Genomic DNA, 17037 nt, shown 5'->3' on the forward strand with positions numbered 1-17037 from the left:
CACGAAATCAACCATTTTATACGTGAAATCAACCATAAAGTTTGTCGGTGAAGCGCAGCTAGTTAGCAAGGGATACAACAAAAATACCCGGTACTGTTACGCACCGGGTAGCAAGCATAGATCTTCCTCAATTTTCAGACTCGCTCCAGCTTTACGGGGTAGGTTTTTTGGGCATTCCACTGGCAGATGTAGATGTTCTCGTCCTGGTCTATGCACACATCGTGGCAGTGCATGAAGAGCGACTTCTCCTGAACCATCAACTGAAGCTCACCATTTTTGTACTCGGGTTTGGTGCCGCCGGGGTTGGAAATTACTTTATTGTTTTTGTCCAGGATGGTCACAAATCCGGAGTTGGGGGTTTGATTGAGGTAGCGCAACCGCGACCAGCATACGCCCGCGTACAAGGTATCTTGTTTGATCACGGGCCGACACACAAAAGCCCCGGGTAGAAAAATCGTGGACAGGTACTTGCCATCCAGCGTGAAACGCTTGAAGGAATTATGCACGCGGGAGGTTACCAGTACCGTAGGGTTGGCTTTGTCGCGGGTGTCGATGGCCACGCCGTGCGCCGTGGCAAATTGATGGTCGGCGTCACCGGGGCCCCCAAACTTATCGATGTACTCGCCTTTCATGCTGTAACGAAGTACCCACTGCGAGCCGTAGCCGTCGGCAATGTAGATGGTGCCGTCGGGCCCAATGGCCGTTTCGGTGGGTTTGAAAGCCATCTTTTCTTCGTATGCCCCTACTTTAGAAGGGTGCTCTATGGTGAGAAGTACCTTACCCTTCAGGTCGGTCTTGAATACCTTTCCTAAGTTAGGATCACAGATAAACAGAAATTCCTCGCCGTTGGCGTTCCAGAGGGTGAGGCCGTGCCCACCGGGAAAATCGTGCCCCCAGCTATCGAGTAGCTTCCCGGACCGGTCGTAAATCAGGATGTTGTTCTTTACTTCGTCGCCCACCATGATGAGCCTGCCCTGGCTATCCTGCACCATTTCGTGGCAGTTGTTGACCGGAAATTTCGAGGCATCGAGCTTGCCCCAGCTTTGTTGTACACGGTAGCGGTGCGAGCCGTGCCCGATGATCTCGCCATCGGCTTTGGGTTTAGCGTTCAAGATATAAAAGGGTTTAAAGGAAAGTACTGCGGCACTAGCCGCTACTAGCTTGGTGAATTGTCGGCGGGAGCTTTTTTCCATTAGAAAGGTACTTCGTTTTTTTAGTAAAGAATTGCTTAGCCGTTTTCTCCTGTATTGAACTAAAAATCATGTTAAAAACATAAAATAAATCCACAGCATCAGGGATATAAAAAGGGTAATGGTAACTTGGGTAAGAAACAGCGTGAGCAGGCTCTTTAAAGTGACTACGTAAAGCTTCCCGCCATAAAACTGATAAAAGGCCCAGGTGCTGAAGGCTACCCAAATGGCCATGTATAGCCCTAGCATTAGGTAGTAGTACTCGCGGTAAAACACGATCAAGGGCGTGAACAGAAAAAGGAAAAAGACAATCCGAAAACCACCCAGGAAGGCGTGCAGCGTCAGATTTTCGGCGTAGTTGTAGCCGCTTTTGCGAAAAAGCAACCAGCTAAACAGCGCCGAAACGGGCACGGCCACGAAAAAGATCAGGTTGATGTGCTTGTTTATGAGGGCCGAAGCTTTGTTTGGCGCTTCGGGAGCCATATCCATGAGGTGAAAGTACCCGGTCACAAAGGTCGAAACGGCAACCGAAAGTACCAGAAAGTTGAAAGGGTTGAAGTACTTTTTACGCTTCCCTGCTACGTACTCCTTTACCACGATTCCCGGCCGGAGCGCCATCAGCTTCATCAGGTGAAAGATCCCTTTGTCAGCGTGAATCACGGCGTGTACAACCTCGTGCATAATATGGGGCATGTCGAGCCGATGCACATGGGCCGCCTGTCCGCAATGAGAGCAAAAATCGCTTTGCTGGCCCAAGGGGGCGTCACAGTTTTTACAGGAAGAGGGGTTCATGGGTAGCTTACTGCATTTTTCTTCAAAAGATAAGAAAAAAATGGCTCCTACGCCAGAATCGGTTTCACTACTTTTCCGTGCACATCCGTGAGGCGAAAATTACGACCCTGAAAGGGGTAGGTGAGCTTTTCGTGGTCAAAACCCAGGAGGTGCAGAATGGTGGCCTGGAGGTCGTGCACGTGTACGCGGTCCTTCACGCCGTAATACCCGATCTCGTCGGTTTCGCCAAAGCTAAAGCCTTGCTTCACTCCGCCGCCCGCCATCCACATGGTGAAGGCCTCTTTGTGGTGGTCGCGCCCGCGGTAGGGGGCTTTTTTGCCGCCCCGGTTCTCGGCCATGGGCGTTCGGCCAAATTCTCCGCCCCATACTACCAGCGTATCGTCCAGTAGTCCGCGCTGCTTGAGGTCGGTGAGCAGCGCCGTAGTGGCCTGGTCGGTTTCGCGGCAACGGTTCACGAAGCCTATCTCCAGGGCTTCGTTCTGGCTGCTGCCGTGCGTGTCCCAGTCGGCGTGGTAGAGTTGGATAAAACGCACGCCACGCTCCGCCAGCCGACGCGCCAGCAGGCAGTTGTTGGCGTACGAATTTTGGCCGGGCGTAGTACCGTAGAGCTGGTGAATGTAGTCGGGCTCACGCGTAATGTCCATCGCCTCCGGCACGGTAGTTTGCATCCGGAAGGCCAATTCGTACTGTTCGATCCGGGCCAGGATCTCAGGGTCGCCCATTTCCTGGTGCTGCACCCGGTTGATCTCGCTGATGGTTTGGATGGCGGCTTTCCGCAAATCGCGCGGCATTCCTTTTGGATCACCAATGTACAGGACGGGATCACCCTCCGAGCGGCATTGTACACCCTGGTACTGTGAGGGCAAAAAGCCACTCCCCCAAATACTCTTGCCCGCGCTGGGGATGGCGTCGCCGGAAGCCAGTACGATAAAACCCGGCAAATTGGCGTTCTCGGTACCCAGGCCGTAGGTCACCCAGGAGCCAAAGCTGGGCCGCCCCGTGCGCGGCCCGCCCGTATGCATAAAAAGCTGCGCGGGCGCGTGGTTGAACTCATCGGTGTGCATGGCCCGCAGGAAGGTCACCTCGTCTACGGCGCTCTGGAAGTAGGGCATGTGGTGCGACACCCAGCTACCCGTTTGCCCATACTGCTCAAACTCGGCGTAGGGACCCAGCATTTGGGGGGTACCTACGATAAAAGCGAAGCGCTTGCCTTCCAGCAGCGACTGCGGGCAATCCTTCCCGTCCAGATCGCGGAGCAAGGGCTTGTTTTCAAAGAGCTCAAGTTGCGAGGGCGCTCCCGACATGTGCAGGAAGATGACCCGCTTGGCCTTGGGCGCAAAGTGGCTGAGCCGGAAGCTGTCTTTGGAGTCGGTAGAGGTACTTTTCGTAAAGGCATCGCAGCCCATTAGCATCCCACCCAGCGCCATAGCACCCACGTGGCCGATACTCTGTTGCAGAAAATAGCGGCGGGTCGTGGCCTCCCGCTCTGCCTTCTCTACTTCCTTTAATAGCTTTTCCATAGGGTACCTTCGTACGATCCTTTCAAAAAAAAATCCAGCGGGAGGTACCTTGGAAAGTACCTTTCCCTATTATTGCTTGGTCACTACCTCATCCAGGTTCAGCATGACGTTAGCTGTGGCCTTGAGCGCCGCCAGGTGGGGCGTTTTAGGGTACCCCAGCGCCAGAAACTCCCGTACATCGGCGGGCGACTGGCGGTAGTGCCGGATCGAGCGCTGGTAGTAGCTTTCCAGCAGGGCCAGGCGCTCGGTGCTTGGTGCGTAGCCCATCAGGCGCTCATAGCCCGCTTTTATATTTTCCCGCGGATGAAACCCTTTTTCCTGCTTCATTTGCCAGGCTAAGCCTTCGGCCGCTTCCAGGTACACCGGATCGTTGAGCGTTACGAGCGCTTGCAAGGGCGTGTTGGTACGTACCCGCCTCGACACGCACAGCTCCCGGCTGGGGGCGTCGAAGGTGGTGAAGGAGGGGTACGGGCTCGACTTCCGCCAGTAGGTATAAAGCGCGCGGCGGTAGCGGTCTTCGTTTTCAGCGGTGCGCCAGCGCATTACGTTCCGGATCACTTGCCACACGCCGTCCGGCTGGGGGGGCATCACGCTGGGGCCGTACATCTTGGCAGACAGCAAGGATGAGGCCGTCAGGGCCTGGTCACGTACCTGCTCCGCCGTGAGCCGCACGCGGGGCCCGCGCGCCAGGTATAAGTTGTAGGGATCTTTCTCAAGCACTGGGGTACTTACCTCCGAAGCTTGCCGGTACGTGGCCGACAGCACCATCTCCCGCAGCAGTTGCTTCACGCTCCAGCCGTGCTCGTTCTGAAACCGCAGCGCCAGCCAGTCCAGCAGCTCAGGGTGCGTGGGCTTGGCGCCCTGGGTGCCCAAGTCTTCCAGGGTTTCTACCAGTCCCCGGCCAAACAGCTGCTCCCAGTAGCGATTAACCATCACCCGGGCCGTCAGCGGATTTTGGGTACTTACCAGCCATTGGGCCAGTCCCAACCTGTTTTTAGGAAAGTCTTTGGGTAGTTGCGAGAGCGTTTTGGGCGTTTGCGGAAATACCTCCTTGCCATGGACCATCCAGTTGCCCCGCGTAAAGACGTACGTGCGGCGGGTACTGTCGGCGGGCAGTTCTTCCATGACGGGCGTGCGGGAGGGGCGGATCTGGCTCAGCTTTTCCTGCGCCATCAGGTACTCCCGGCTCGTTGTGTCGCTATGGGTACTTAGAAAAGCCAGCAGTTCCTCCTTTCGTCGCTGCTGTATGCCCGACAGCTCCCGCAGCGTGGGGCGGTCACTGGTATGATCGGTATCGGCGGAGGTATTGAAGAACGCCATGAGCTGGTAGTAGTCCTTGTGCGGAAAAGGATCGTAGGGGTGGCTGTGGCACTGCACGCAGGCCATGGTAGTTCCCTGCCACACTTCCATCGTGGTGTTCACGCGGTCGATCACCGCCACAACGCGAAACTCCTCGTCGTCGGTACCTCCTTCGTCGTTGGTGTTGGTATTGCGGTGAAAAGCCGTAGCGATGCGCTGGTCCACGCTGGGCTGAGGCAGCAGGTCTCCGGCCAGTTGCTCAATGGTGAAGCGGTCAAAGGGCATATCCTGGTTGAAGGCCTCAATGACCCAGTCGCGGTACTGCCAAATGTCGCGGTGGCGGTCTTTCTGGTAGCCCTGCGAATCACCGTAGCGGGCCAGATCCAGCCACATGGCGGCCCAGCGCTCGCCGTAAGCCGGAGCGGCCAGCAGCCGATCCACTACTTTTTCGTAGGCCTGGCCGGAGTGATCATTTTGGAAGGCCTGGTACTCGGCGGGTGTGGGGGCCAGCCCCGTGAGGTCGAGCGTGACGCGCCGGAGCAACGAAGCCTTATCGGCCTCGCGGGAAGGGCTGAGGTCCTGCTCTTTGAGTTTCTTAAAAATAAAGTGGTCCAGGTCATTTTCGGGCCAGAGCGAAAGCACGAAGGGTACTTTCTGTGGCTGTGGCGGAACGTAGGCCCAGTGCGTTTCCCATTCGGCACCTTCTTTGACCCAGCGCTCCAGCAGGTCGATCTGCTCCTCCGATAGCGCCGGGGCTTTCAGCGGCATCCGGTCGTCGGGATCGTGCGACTTGATGCGGGCGATCAGCTCGCTCTGCTCCGGGTAACCAGGCACAATACAAGGTTTACCGGACTTCCCCTTGGCCAGCGCGCTTTCGCGGTACAGCAAACTGATGTTTCCCTGCGTTTTGACGCCCCCGTGGCAGCCCGTGCAATTCGCGTTTAAGATCGGGCGTATCTGGCTATTGAAGTCCACCTCCCCTCCTCCCCACCATTGCCAGGCACTGAGGGTGCAAACGACCGTAATCAACAGGCCGGTAGTCAGGATCGTGACCTTTGTTCGTGCCATACCTACCTTTATAAGTTTACTTTACAAAGTTATGCAATCGGTTGCTCAGTTGAAACCCATTCATTCGAGTACCTTTTAGATTTTAGTATAACTAAAGAAAAAAGTCTCTATTTATACTCTAATGGGTACTAGAGGTTTTTGCGCTTCATTTCCCGAAGGGCAAAGTCACAAGCCCTAGCCGTGAGGGCCATGTAGGTCAGCGAGGGGTTCACGCAGGAAGAGGACGCCAGGCTGGCCCCGTCGGTTACGAAGACGTTCTTGCAGCCCCAGACCTGGTTGTTGCCGTTTAGTATCGACGTTTTGGGGTCTCGGCCCATGCGGGCGGTACCTACTTCGTGCACGGTGGATTTGGGTACGGCCGAGTCGCTGCCTCGTACGTTTTTGAGCCCGGCTTTTTCCAGCATCTCAATACCCTGCTCCACCGAGTCTTTCGACATCCTGAGCTCATTTTCTTTCCACTCGAAGGTGATCTCGGCCACGGGTGCTCCTTGCTTGTCTTTTACATCTTTGCTAATACGGACGAAGTTGCTGTGGTCGGGCAATTGCTCGCCAAAAGACGTCAGGCCCATTTGCCAGTAGTCGGCCGGGGCCGTCAGGTGATCTTTTAGTTCGGCCCCAAAGAGCTCCATGCCACCGCCGTTGGCGCGGGGCCTGCTGCCGCCCCCCTGGAAGTTGTAGCCCCGCAGGAAGTCGGGGTGGCGGTCGGTGACGTTGCGAAAGCGTACAATATAAATCCCGTTGGCCCGGCGCCCGAACACGTAGCGGTCGGCGAAGCCTTCGTAGGTACCTCCCACGGTGTTTTTGTGGTGCGTCATGAGGTTATGGCCCAGCTCTCCGGAGTCGTTACCCAGGCCATTGGGGAAACGGGAAGAAATGGAATTAAGCATGATCAGCGTAGTACTGATGGTACTGGCATTCAGGAAGATAACCCGGGCAAAGTATTCGTAAGTCTGGCCCGTTTCGCCGTCCAGTACCGTCACGCCCTTGGCTTTTTGGGTACTTTCGTCATAAATCACGTTCAACACAATGCTGTGCGGCCGCAGCGTTAGGTTACCGGTTTTCAGGGCTTCGGGCAGCGTGGCCGAATTGGTACTAAAGTACCCCCCAAACGGACAGCCGCGGTCGCACATGTTTCGAAACTGGCACACACCCCGGCCCACTTTGGCCTCGGTGAGGTTGGCCGTGCGGCCAATGATCATGCGGCGGTCGGGGTATACTTTCCGGATTTCGGCGCTGACGTGCTTTTCCAGGCAGGTCATCTCCATGGGTTTCAGAAATTCGCCGTCGGGCAGGTGCGGAAGTCCTTCTTTACTGCCGGTAATGCCCACGAATTTCTCGGCGTAGCTGTACCAGGGCGCGATGTCTTTGTACCGGATGGGCCAGTCCACCCCTACGCCCTCCTTGGCGTTGGCTTCAAAGTCGAGGTCGCTGAAGCGGTAGCACTGCCGCCCCCAGATCAGCGAGCGCCCCCCTACCTGGTGCCCCCGCGCCCACACAAAGGCTTCGTTTTTGGTTTGTATATACGGGTAATCGACCTCGTCGACGTAGAAGTGCCGGTTGGTTTCGTTGACGTTGTAGTTGCGGCCCTGTATCCTATAGTGTTTATCATCGTAGTCGGTCCGGCGGCCACCGTGCTCAAACTCCCAGGGCGCTTTCATGGCCGTGGGGTAGTCGGTGACGTGCTGCACATCCCGTCCGCGCTCCAGCAAAAGTACCTTCTGCCCTTTTTTGGTCAGCTCCATCGCCGCCCAACCACCACTGATGCCCGAGCCTACCACGATGGCATCGTAGGTATTTTCCGGCTTGGCTTTCAAATTAAGATTCATGTATTTCAGGGTTTACAGTACGACGAGGTTTATTCGTATTTTACCTACAAATATCTCTATTTTTATTTTTACGTACCTGGACCATTTCAGCCAGTCTCTGGGATATTTCAGCCTTCAACAAACCATAAACCAGCCGCTGCCCCAACCCCACGCAGGCTAGTGGCAAAAGGTACTTACAGCAAAAGGAGTGGAGGCGTTTTTTGGGGGGTACCTTTTGCCAGGTACTTTCTCCCAACGAACAAAGTACCTCCGGGCGTACGTAGCGCTCCGGAAGTACCTGTTTGAAAGCGGACTAGCGGCCCAAAGTACCCTAGTTAATGGCCACGGCGTAGCGCTGGCCGTAGCGGTTAAGCCACTCCTGGAGGCGTTGCACGTCTTGCATTTTAAAGAGCTCACTGCCCGCGCTCATGGTAGCCGCCGAGCCGCAGGCTACGCCCATGCGCACCGCTTCGCGGAGGGATTTGCCCTGCGAGAGCGTCCAGACCAGCCCGGCTACCATGCTGTCGCCCGCACCCACGGTGCTGTTTTTCGTTACGGGCGGGGCCGGAATGTGCTCCACCTGGTCGCTGGTAACAAGCATGGCCCCCATCGGGCCCAGCGATACCACCACTACCTCGCAACTACCCCGGATGATTAGCGCCCGCGCGGCGTCGTCGACCTCGTCCATCTCCAGTTTATCGGCTCCCACCAGTTGACTGAGCTCAGCAATGTTGGGCTTGAGTAAATATACCCCCGCGCCGCAGGCCAGCCGCAGGGCTTCGCCCGAGGTATCCACGATGAAGCGGGTACCCCGCGCTTTGGCCATGCGGGCCAGTTGACAGTAAAAATCGAGCGGCATACCGGGCGACAAACTACCACTGGCTACAATGAACGACGGAGCGGGGTCCATTTCCTGAAGCGTATCCATGATCGCCTCTACTTCGGTGGGCATCAGGGCCGAGCCTGGCATACTGAACCGGTACTGCAGGCCGGTGGTGGTCTCGATGATGTTGAGGTTTTCGCGGGTCCATTCTTTGGTTTCTACCACCAGCGTTTCTACTTTTTCGGCCTTCACAAGCGCTTGCAGGCGCTGGCCCGTGGGCCCGCCGGCCGTAAAGAGCGCGATAGGATTGCCGCCCAGCCGGTGAATGGCCCGGGCTACGTTGATTCCGCCGCCACCGGCCTCAAACTGGGGCTTGGCGCAGCGGAGCTTATCATCGGGTACTAGCCGCTCCACGGTAGTACTTTTGTCCACGGCTGGATTTACCGTAAGCGTTACTATGGGTCTGGTAGCCTTGGTTGCCATATATCTTACCTGGTCATGTTGCTATGTCGTATCGACGGCTAAATGTAGAGGTTCACCCCTAGATTCAAAAATAAAAACGAAAAAACTGTCCGGCTGACAAGTATCACAGGCGGGCCGGGTACCTTCGCGTCATTGCGGTAGGTACCCGGCGGACTATCGTTATTTGAACGCTCGCTTTGTTAATGCTGCATTTCCTTGATACTTTTAGTGGCCTTTATGCCACGTAAACCTTGATCCATGAAAATAACGATATTGACGGCGCTTTGTTGGGGTATTGGAATACTAAGTACCCTCGCTCAGGACAAAAAGAAGTGGAACGTCAGCCAGCCGGAAGGTACTTTTCAGGAAGTATCCTTCAGCACCACCGAAGGTACCTGGATGAGCCTGGACGTCTCGCCCGACGGCCGGGAGATCGTTTTTGATCTTCTGGGCGATCTCTACACCCTGCCCATCGAGGGAGGCCCGGCCCGGCTCCTGCGCGGTGGCCACGCCTTCGAGGTGCAGCCCCGCTACAGCCCCGACGGAACGCAAATCCTGTTTACGTCCGATGCCGGGGGGGGCGAGAATAGCTGGGTCATGCACCGCGACGGCTCCCAGGCCCGGCCCGTCACGACGGAAGATTTCCGCCTCATCAACAACGCTACCTGGACGCCCGACGGCCAGTACATCGTGGCCCGCAAGCACTTCACCTCGCAGCGCTCACTGGGCGCGGGCGAAATGTGGCTCTACCACCTGCACGGCGGCAAAGGGCTACAGCTTACCAAGCGCAAAAACGACCAGCAGGACGTGAACGAGCCCTGCGTGTCGCCCGACGGCCGCTACGTCTACTACAGCGAAGACATGTACCCCGGCGGGTATTTTCAGTACAATAAAGACCCCAACAACCAGATTTTTGTCATCAAGCGCCTGGATCGCCAGAAGGGTACCACCGAAACCGTGACCGGCGGTATGGGTGGCGCGTTTCGGCCCCAGCTCTCGCGTGACGGCAAAATGCTGGCCTTCGTGCGGCGCGTGCGTACCCAGACGGTACTGTACCTGCACAACCTCGAAACCGGCGAAGAATGGCCCCTGTACGACAAACTTTCCAAAGACCAGCAGGAGGCCTGGAGCATCTACGGCCTGTACACAGGCTTCGCCTGGACGCCCGACAACCGCCACCTGGTGATTTGGGCCAACGGAAAAATTCATAAAGTGTCGGTCGAAGTACCCAACCAGAGCGTGGAGATTCCGTTTACGGCCCCGGTGCAGCAACGCGTGTACGACGCGCTGCGCTTTAAGCAGGACATCAGTCCCGAGCGCTTTAAAGTGAATGCGCTACGCGGAGCCGTGACCTCGCCCGACGGCCAGTGGCTGGTGTTCAACGCGGTGGGATACCTTTGGAAAAAGAAACTACCCGACGGCCCGCCCGAGCGCCTGACGCAGGGACTGGACTTTGAATCGGAAGCGGCCTTTTCCCCAGACGGTACCTGGCTCACCTACGTCAGCTGGAACGACGAACAAACCGGAGCCCTCTGGAAGCTCGACTGGCAGCGGCCCGGAAGTACCCCGCAAAAGCTCACCAGCACGAAGGGAATCTACCGCACACCGGCCTTCTCGCCCGACGGCCAGCAGCTTGTATTTGTGAAGGAAGGCGACGACGGTACCCTGGGCAACGCCTACACCACCCAACCCGGCATGTATCGCATGGCGGCGCAGCCCGGCGCAGCCCAAACCTTCGTGCGCGCCCAGGGTACTTTGCCGCGCTTCAACGCCCAGGGTACCCGCATCTACTACCAAACGGGCGGCGGCCTCTCCAAAAGCTACGAAAGCTGTACTCCCGACGGCTCCGACGAGCAAACGCACCTGAAAAGCAAGTACGGCAGCCAGTTTTGCCTCTCACCCGACGGCCAGTGGGTGGCCTTCGTGGATTTGCACAAAGTGTACGTAGGTACTTTCCCGCAAACGGGTGCGCCGCTGGACATCGGCAGTGGCACGTCCGAATTCCCGCTGAAAGTCGTTGCCAAAGACGCCGGTACCAACCTGCACTGGTCGGGCGATGGCCGTACGCTGCATTACACGCTAGGCAGCCAGTACTTCAGCATCAAGCTCGAAGATCGGTTTGGCTTTGTAGCCAATAAACCCGATTCGCTTTTTCAGGTACCTGAAAAAGGCCTCGACGTGGCGCTGGCAGTACCTGCCGACCAGCCGCCGGGTACGTTGGCCTTCACCAACGCCACCATTATTACCATGAAGGGCAACGAGGTGATCCAGGGGGGTACTTTGGTGGTAGAAGGCAACCGGATCGTGGCCGTGGGGCGGGGCGTAAGGGTACCTGCCGGAGCCAAAGTGATCGACTGCCGCGGCAAGACCCTAATGCCCGGACTGATCGACGCCCACGCGCACGCCAACCATTTTCGGCAGGGCCTCACGCCGCAGAAGCACTGGCCCTACTACGCCAACCTGGCCTACGGCGTCACGAGCATGCACGACCCCTCGGCCAACACCGAGCTGGTATTTGCCCAGAGTGAGCTCGTGAAGGCCGGGAAGATGGTAGGCCCGCGGGTGTTCTCGACGGGCACCATCCTATATGGGGCAGAAAGCAGTACCAAGGCCGTCATCAACTCCCTCGACGACGCCCGCAGCGCCATTCGCCGGACGCAGGCCTACGGGGCTTTTTCGGTCAAGAGCTACAACCAGCCCCGGCGCGAGCAGCGGCAGATGATCATCCAGGCGGCCCGGGAGCTGGGCGTGATGGTGGTACCCGAGGGCGGTTCTTCTTTTTACAATAACATTACCATGATCCTGGACGGCCACACCACCATCGAGCACAACCTCCCCGTAGCCACGCTGCACCAGGACGTGATCGAGCTCTGGAAAAGGGCCAAAACCGCCTACACACCCACGCTGATCGTCAACTTCGGCTCGGTGTCGGGCGAGTACTACTGGTACCAGCACACCAACGTATGGGAGAAAGAGCGGCTGCTGCGCTTTACGCCCCGCGCCGTGATCGACAGCCGCGCGCGCCACCGCACCATGCTGCCCGAAGAAGAGTACCAAAACGGCCACATCCTGACCTCCCAAAGCTGCAAAAAACTAACCGACGCGGGCGTAAAAGTGAACATGGGCGCCCACGGGCAGATCCAGGGCTTGGGGGCGCATTGGGAAATGTGGATGCTGGCGCAGGGCGGCATGAGTCCCCACGAGGTACTTCGAGCCGCCACGCTCAATCCGGCGCAGTCGCTGGGACTGGATACCTACCTGGGCTCGCTGGAAGCGGGCAAACTGGCCGACCTGCTGGTGCTGGACAAGAACCCTTTGCAAGATATCAAAAACACGGAGAGCATCCGGTACACGATGGTGAACGGGCGGCTCTACGACGCCGAAACCCTGCACGAAACGGGCCATACCAACCAGCCCCGTACGAAGTTTTACTGGGAAAACGTGCGCTTCGGGCAGAGCTTCCACTGGCACCAGGAAGCCCACACGCACGAAGGCTGCTCCTGTGGCCAGAATTGAGCCGGGCCGTTATGGTAAGTATGTATAAAGTACCCTCCGCGATGCGCTTTCTGGCTTGTTTATTCATTTTACATCTGGTCCCCTGGGCTCTCCGGGCGCAGGGTACCTTTCGGGTAGTACCGTTGGGTACCAAAGGCGGGCTCGACGAAAGCAACCTCTCGGCCTACCTGCTGGCGCCCGCCGGGCGTAGCGATTACCTCTGCCTGGACGCCGGGACGCTCTACCACGGCCTACAGAAGGCCGTCGAGCGGGGTACTTTCAGTGGCCCGGCGCACCAGGTACTTCGGGAGCAGGTCAAAGGGTACCTGATTTCCCACGCCCACCTCGACCACCTGGCGGGCATGATCTCCAACGCGCCCGACGATGCCAACAAGGCCATCTACGCTTTACCCAGTTGTTTGGAAATAATTCGGGATCATTACTTCAACGGCCAAAGCTGGCCCAACTTCGGCGACAGCGGTCAACCGCCGGTACTGCGCAAGTACCGCTACGTGGCGCTAGCCGCGTCGGAAGAAATGCCGGTGGAAGGCACCGCCATGTTCGTGCGGGCCTACCCGCTGAGCCACGGGAGCGGCTACGAGAGCGCGGCTTTCTTGGTACGGCACAACACCCACTACGTCCTGTACCTGGGCGACACCGGCCCCGATGACGTGGAACAATCCAACCGGCTGGCCCAGCTCTGGGCGGCGCTGGCCCCGCTGGTGCGGGCGGGCCAGCTGAAGGGTATTTTTATCGAAGCCTCCTACCCCAACGAGCAGCCCGACCGCCACCTCTACGGACACCTGACTCCGCGCTGGCTCCTGCACGAAATGGCAGCGCTGGCCCACCTCACGACGCCCGAGCTCCTGCGGAAAGTACCCATCATCATTACGCACATGAAACCCACCGAAGGTAACGAGACCCGGATTCGGGAGCAGCTCCGACAGGAAAATACCCTGGGCCTCACCTTCCTTTTCCCGGAACAAGGAGTACCCATCGACCTCCCTTGACGCTGCCCGCATGAGTAGGTCCGGGGGGTACTTTTCTTTATCCTTATAAAAAAGAAGAAACATCCTGTATGAAAAACATAAAACGACGTCCCGTGGGCCTGCTGGCTTTATTCATTTTGGCTACTTTTGGTCTGGTTCAGGCGCAGGTAGGAGTAGGTACCAAACCGATCAAAGGCGCGGAGGTACTTTTTGACGGCTCGCGCCGGATGCTCGACCAGAAATGGACCTACTGGGAAGGCCCGCGCCTGGCGGCTACGCCCCCCATCAAGTGGACCATCGTCAGCGATCCAGCGGGCAAAGGAACTGTGCTCAACAGCAACGACCCCACGGCGGCGGGTGGCAAGTACGGTACCGCCGACATCGTGACCAAGCAGGCCTATCGCGACTTCCGCCTGCACGTGGAGTTTTTTATCACGAAGGAAGGGGGCAACAGCGGCGTGTACCTGCAGAATCGCTACGAAATCCAGGTACTCGACGGCGACACCACCTCGCACGGCATGGGGGCCGTCATCAACGAATCGCCCTCGCCCTACCACGCCTACCATGGGATTGGGAAGTGGAATTCCTACGACATCGTGTTCCGGGCGGCGCGCTTTCAGAACGGCCAGCGCACCGAAAAAGCGATGGTGACGATGTACTTCAACGGTAAAAAAGTACACGAAAACCAGCCCATCAACCAGGTCTGGGGCGGCCCCAACTCGGGGATCGACGGGGGCAACGACGGCGGCAAGGGCATCACCGACACGCCCGGCGGCCTCAAGCTCCAGGCCGAAGGCCACGACGTACTCTACCGCAACATCTGGATCAAGGAGCTGGACCTGAAAGAAGCCAATACGGATTTTTAAAAGGTACTTTAAAACATATTTCGCGCAATAAAGTACCCCACCTACTGATTCAGCACCAGTTGTCCCGCCCCGCCCAAGGCCAAGGTACCTCCGGCGTACCAGAGGTTTCGGGCGCGGCCGGTGCCATTGGTGAGGTTCACGACGTGTCCGGACCGAATCTCTACCTCGGCCTCCGCCGTTGGCACGCACCCGCACGACCAGGTAGCTGGATCTTGCCAATCGCCGCTTTGTACACTGTAAATACCCACGGTGACCGTCGCCGAGCCGGAGGTGAGCCCGGTTCCGCAGGGGTTTTTGACCTGGGCCAGGGTGTAGGTGGTCGTTTGGGCAGGAGCTACCGAATGGGTATACGAAGTAACCTGCGCCAGCGAGGTACTTCCATCCGACATACGGATCGTGAACGGCCCCAGGCCCGTCAGCTGAACCGGAAGCCGGGCCACCCCGCTAAAAAGTACCGTATCGCCACTGAGCGTGGCCGTGACCGGTTCCCCAATCCTCACCGGAATGGGTGCCGACTCCGCCCAGCAGGTATCAAAGCGGGCCATAAAGGTGTAATCACCGGATTCAAATACTTCCAGGTGGTACTGGTTCGCGCCGGGAATGGGCTGGCCGTTTCGCTTCCAGGTATACCTGTACCCATAGGGCGGGATATTTTGCTCAAAGGCTAAAAGTACCCCATTGCCCGCACAACGATCCGTTCCGCCGTACGCCAGGATTCTCCCCGGAAAGGTAAATTTTTGATTCTCACTCACCACTATCGAATCGGAAAGCCCCACGCAGCCCGCCTGGTTTTCGGTGCGGAGGTGATAGGTACCGGCCTGGGGTACTTCGTAGGTAGTCTCCGTAGCCCCGGGAATCAGCTCGCCGTTGCGGTACCACTGCCGGGTACGCGGCGCCTGGTTGGGGGCCTGGTAGAAAAGCGTTTTTCCGCGAACTTTAAAACACTCTTCGGCGCTTTGAATAATCCTAACTTGGGTTTGATTACGATAAGTCACTACAATCGGATCGGATTCGGCCCCGCAGTACCCTTGCTGGTAGGCTATACTACTACTATAAGCCCCTACGGAATACGTACCGGGGCCTTGGGCCTCGTAAGCATAAAGCCGGTAGCCCTCGGCTACCACGAGTCCTTCTTTCTTCCAGACATAGTACTCAGCCGGAAGAAATTGATTTTCAACGTACAGCGTGGTACTTTCGTTCGGACATAACTCGATATGGCGAGATGTAGGATTGAACTGAGCAATCAAGATTGGCTTAGGCATTCCGCCACTATCAACGTGTACGGTATTGCTAATTCCCTCACACTGGCCCTGCTTAACGCGTAGGTGATAGTCTCCTCCTTTGAATGTGAGGAGTTGATTTTGGGTACCCTTTTCGATGGGTTGATTATTACGAAACCATTGGTAGTTTGCATTTTGGAAAAATACCCCGCCAGGATAGGTATTACCCTGCCTTAGAAGGACCCGCCCGTTGTACTGAGCGCTACAAAGCGTATAGCCCCAATCAGAGATGGTAAATAGCAACCCCGGCAAAAATAGCACCGTCGTCGTGGTGGTTCTCGTGCCACAACCTGCATCCGTAACAGTCATGCCGTAGGTACCTCCCTTCGTAGCTACCAGATAAGGCTGGTTGGCAGGCGTCGTCAATAAGGTATCATTGCGATACCAGGCGTAGGTAGCCGAGCTGGTGACGTAGGTAGCCCGCAGTATCCCCTCATTGCCCTGGCAAAGGGGTTCTGTAAAATCCTTCTGAATGAACGCTGCCACACCAAAGGAATTATAGGTTACATAATCCAACGACGTTTGCGCGGCACAGGTACCTACCTGCCTCGTTACCGTATAGGCACCTTCCTCAGTAGCCGTATACGTAACGTTTGTGGCACCCGGAATAGCGGCTCCGTTGCGCATCCATTGGTAAGAAGCCTGGGGTATCTCAACACCTTCTCCAAAGCTCACTTTAAGGGGTATACTTTTTCCGGCACAAAACCCACCATACCTGGTATTTCCCGCTGCATCTACGATGGAAAAGGGCTTGAACGCTTTAATTTCAAAAGGCTCGGAGGGTTCGCTATAGTAGGTGAAGCCCGATTTGAATTGGTTATAGCTACCGTTGTAGGTTTGCACCATGATCCTTACCCGATACCCTGATCCTGGCTTGATCGTGCTAGGCAACGTAACCGCCACCGTATCATTAGTAGTTATCGAATAATAGAAAAGGTAAGGCTGGTCAAAACTACCCTGCTCATCAGACAGCATTAGCTTCAAGGAGCTTCCTATATTACCATAAAACCCCGAACTGGCGTCAAATCCGGTGTATTGAAAAGGTACTTTAAGTGTATTGGAAGCACAAAAACTAGTGGATGGGAGGGGGCGAATCTGGATAGCGTTCGCCTGTGGGTCTACACAGGTAAATATAAAGTTAGGATTATTATCACCCGTGCTTGTGTACTCAGAAGTATCAACGGTGCTCACGGCCTTTACCCGCCATTCGTACGTATGGCCTACCAGGAGGCCCGACATGCCGTACGAAAGATTTTTTTCCTCGTCATTGACGAGCGTATCGCCACTTGTAACGTCCCGGAGAAAAAAGCGAAATTTTACCGGCTCGTCGTTTCCGTTCCCCGGATACCAGAAAAATCCCCCGTAGCTAGAAGCCACCACGCCTCCTTCTGGTGCGAATGGTCTGGGAGATTCAATGATATGTTGCGCTATTGCTATTCTGAAACAGC

10 protein-coding genes are annotated in these 17037 nt (G+C 56.8%); 3 read left to right on the forward strand and 7 right to left on the reverse strand.

Annotated features, from left to right (window positions below):
- Nucleotides 1-134 precede the first annotated feature (134 nt).
- From HNQ92_RS12160 to HNQ92_RS12185, 6 genes are all read right to left on the reverse strand, one after another.
- Complete coding sequence (locus HNQ92_RS12160) at nucleotides 135-1193, reverse strand: NHL repeat-containing protein (RefSeq protein WP_184174290.1); 1059 nt, start codon at nucleotides 1191-1193, stop codon at nucleotides 135-137.
- A 66-nt stretch (nucleotides 1194-1259) separates the two neighbouring features.
- Nucleotides 1260-1982 (reverse strand): DUF3667 domain-containing protein, encoded by a 723-nt coding sequence (locus HNQ92_RS12165; RefSeq protein ID WP_184174291.1) that lies wholly within the window; start codon nucleotides 1980-1982, stop codon nucleotides 1260-1262.
- 47 nt (nucleotides 1983-2029) lie between these two features.
- Entirely contained in the window at nucleotides 2030-3502 is a 1473-nt protein-coding gene (locus HNQ92_RS12170) for a DUF1501 domain-containing protein (RefSeq protein ID WP_184174292.1), read from the reverse strand.
- A 69-nt stretch (nucleotides 3503-3571) separates the two neighbouring features.
- On the reverse strand, nucleotides 3572-5869 hold the full coding sequence (locus tag HNQ92_RS12175; RefSeq protein ID WP_184174293.1) for a PSD1 and planctomycete cytochrome C domain-containing protein: 2298 nt from the start codon (nucleotides 5867-5869) through the stop codon (nucleotides 3572-3574).
- A gap of 128 nt (nucleotides 5870-5997) precedes the next feature.
- On the reverse strand, nucleotides 5998-7695 hold the full coding sequence (locus HNQ92_RS12180) for an FAD-dependent oxidoreductase (RefSeq protein WP_184174294.1): 1698 nt from the start codon (nucleotides 7693-7695) through the stop codon (nucleotides 5998-6000).
- A 310-nt stretch (nucleotides 7696-8005) separates the two neighbouring features.
- The gene (locus HNQ92_RS12185) at nucleotides 8006-8980 is read right to left on the reverse strand and encodes a 1-phosphofructokinase family hexose kinase (protein WP_184174295.1); all 975 of its coding nucleotides are present in this window, start codon (nucleotides 8978-8980) and stop codon (nucleotides 8006-8008) included.
- A 237-nt stretch (nucleotides 8981-9217) separates the two neighbouring features.
- Here HNQ92_RS12185 and HNQ92_RS12190 point away from each other — a divergent pair, with 237 nt between their 5' ends.
- The 3 genes from HNQ92_RS12190 (at nucleotide 9218) to HNQ92_RS12200 (ending at nucleotide 14309) form a co-directional block, all read left to right on the forward strand.
- The gene (locus HNQ92_RS12190; protein WP_184174296.1) at nucleotides 9218-12475 is read left to right on the forward strand and encodes an amidohydrolase family protein; all 3258 of its coding nucleotides are present in this window, start codon (nucleotides 9218-9220) and stop codon (nucleotides 12473-12475) included.
- A 20-nt stretch (nucleotides 12476-12495) separates the two neighbouring features.
- The gene (locus HNQ92_RS12195; RefSeq protein ID WP_246439999.1) at nucleotides 12496-13464 is read left to right on the forward strand and encodes an MBL fold metallo-hydrolase; all 969 of its coding nucleotides are present in this window, start codon (nucleotides 12496-12498) and stop codon (nucleotides 13462-13464) included.
- A 68-nt stretch (nucleotides 13465-13532) separates the two neighbouring features.
- A complete protein-coding gene (locus HNQ92_RS12200; protein ID WP_184174297.1) occupies nucleotides 13533-14309 on the forward strand; it encodes a 3-keto-disaccharide hydrolase in 777 nt (258 codons plus the stop codon).
- Nucleotides 14310-14350: 41 nt separating this feature from the next.
- Here HNQ92_RS12200 and HNQ92_RS12205 read toward each other — a convergent pair whose 3' ends face one another.
- On the reverse strand, nucleotides 14351-16264 hold the full coding sequence (locus HNQ92_RS12205) for a hypothetical protein (RefSeq protein WP_184174298.1): 1914 nt from the start codon (nucleotides 16262-16264) through the stop codon (nucleotides 14351-14353).
- Nucleotides 16265-17037: the final 773 nt, after the last annotated feature.

Source organism: Rhabdobacter roseus (assembly GCF_014202275.1).
Lineage (GTDB): Bacteria > Bacteroidota > Bacteroidia > Cytophagales > Spirosomataceae > Rhabdobacter > Rhabdobacter roseus.

Coding starts and splice junctions, on each gene's coding strand:
- HNQ92_RS12160 (WP_184174290.1), bottom strand. CDS start 1,193: ATGGAAAAAAGCTCCCGCCGACAATTCACCAAGCTAGTAGCGGCTAGT.
- HNQ92_RS12165 (WP_184174291.1), bottom strand. CDS start 1,982: ATGAACCCCTCTTCCTGTAAAAACTGTGACGCCCCCTTGGGCCAGCAA.
- HNQ92_RS12170 (WP_184174292.1), bottom strand. CDS start 3,502: ATGGAAAAGCTATTAAAGGAAGTAGAGAAGGCAGAGCGGGAGGCCACG.
- HNQ92_RS12175 (WP_184174293.1), bottom strand. CDS start 5,869: ATGGCACGAACAAAGGTCACGATCCTGACTACCGGCCTGTTGATTACG.
- HNQ92_RS12180 (WP_184174294.1), bottom strand. CDS start 7,695: ATGAATCTTAATTTGAAAGCCAAGCCGGAAAATACCTACGATGCCATC.
- HNQ92_RS12185 (WP_184174295.1), bottom strand. CDS start 8,980: ATGGCAACCAAGGCTACCAGACCCATAGTAACGCTTACGGTAAATCCA.
- HNQ92_RS12190 (WP_184174296.1), top strand. CDS start 9,218: ATGAAAATAACGATATTGACGGCGCTTTGTTGGGGTATTGGAATACTA.
- HNQ92_RS12195 (WP_246439999.1), top strand. CDS start 12,496: ATGTATAAAGTACCCTCCGCGATGCGCTTTCTGGCTTGTTTATTCATT.
- HNQ92_RS12200 (WP_184174297.1), top strand. CDS start 13,533: ATGAAAAACATAAAACGACGTCCCGTGGGCCTGCTGGCTTTATTCATT.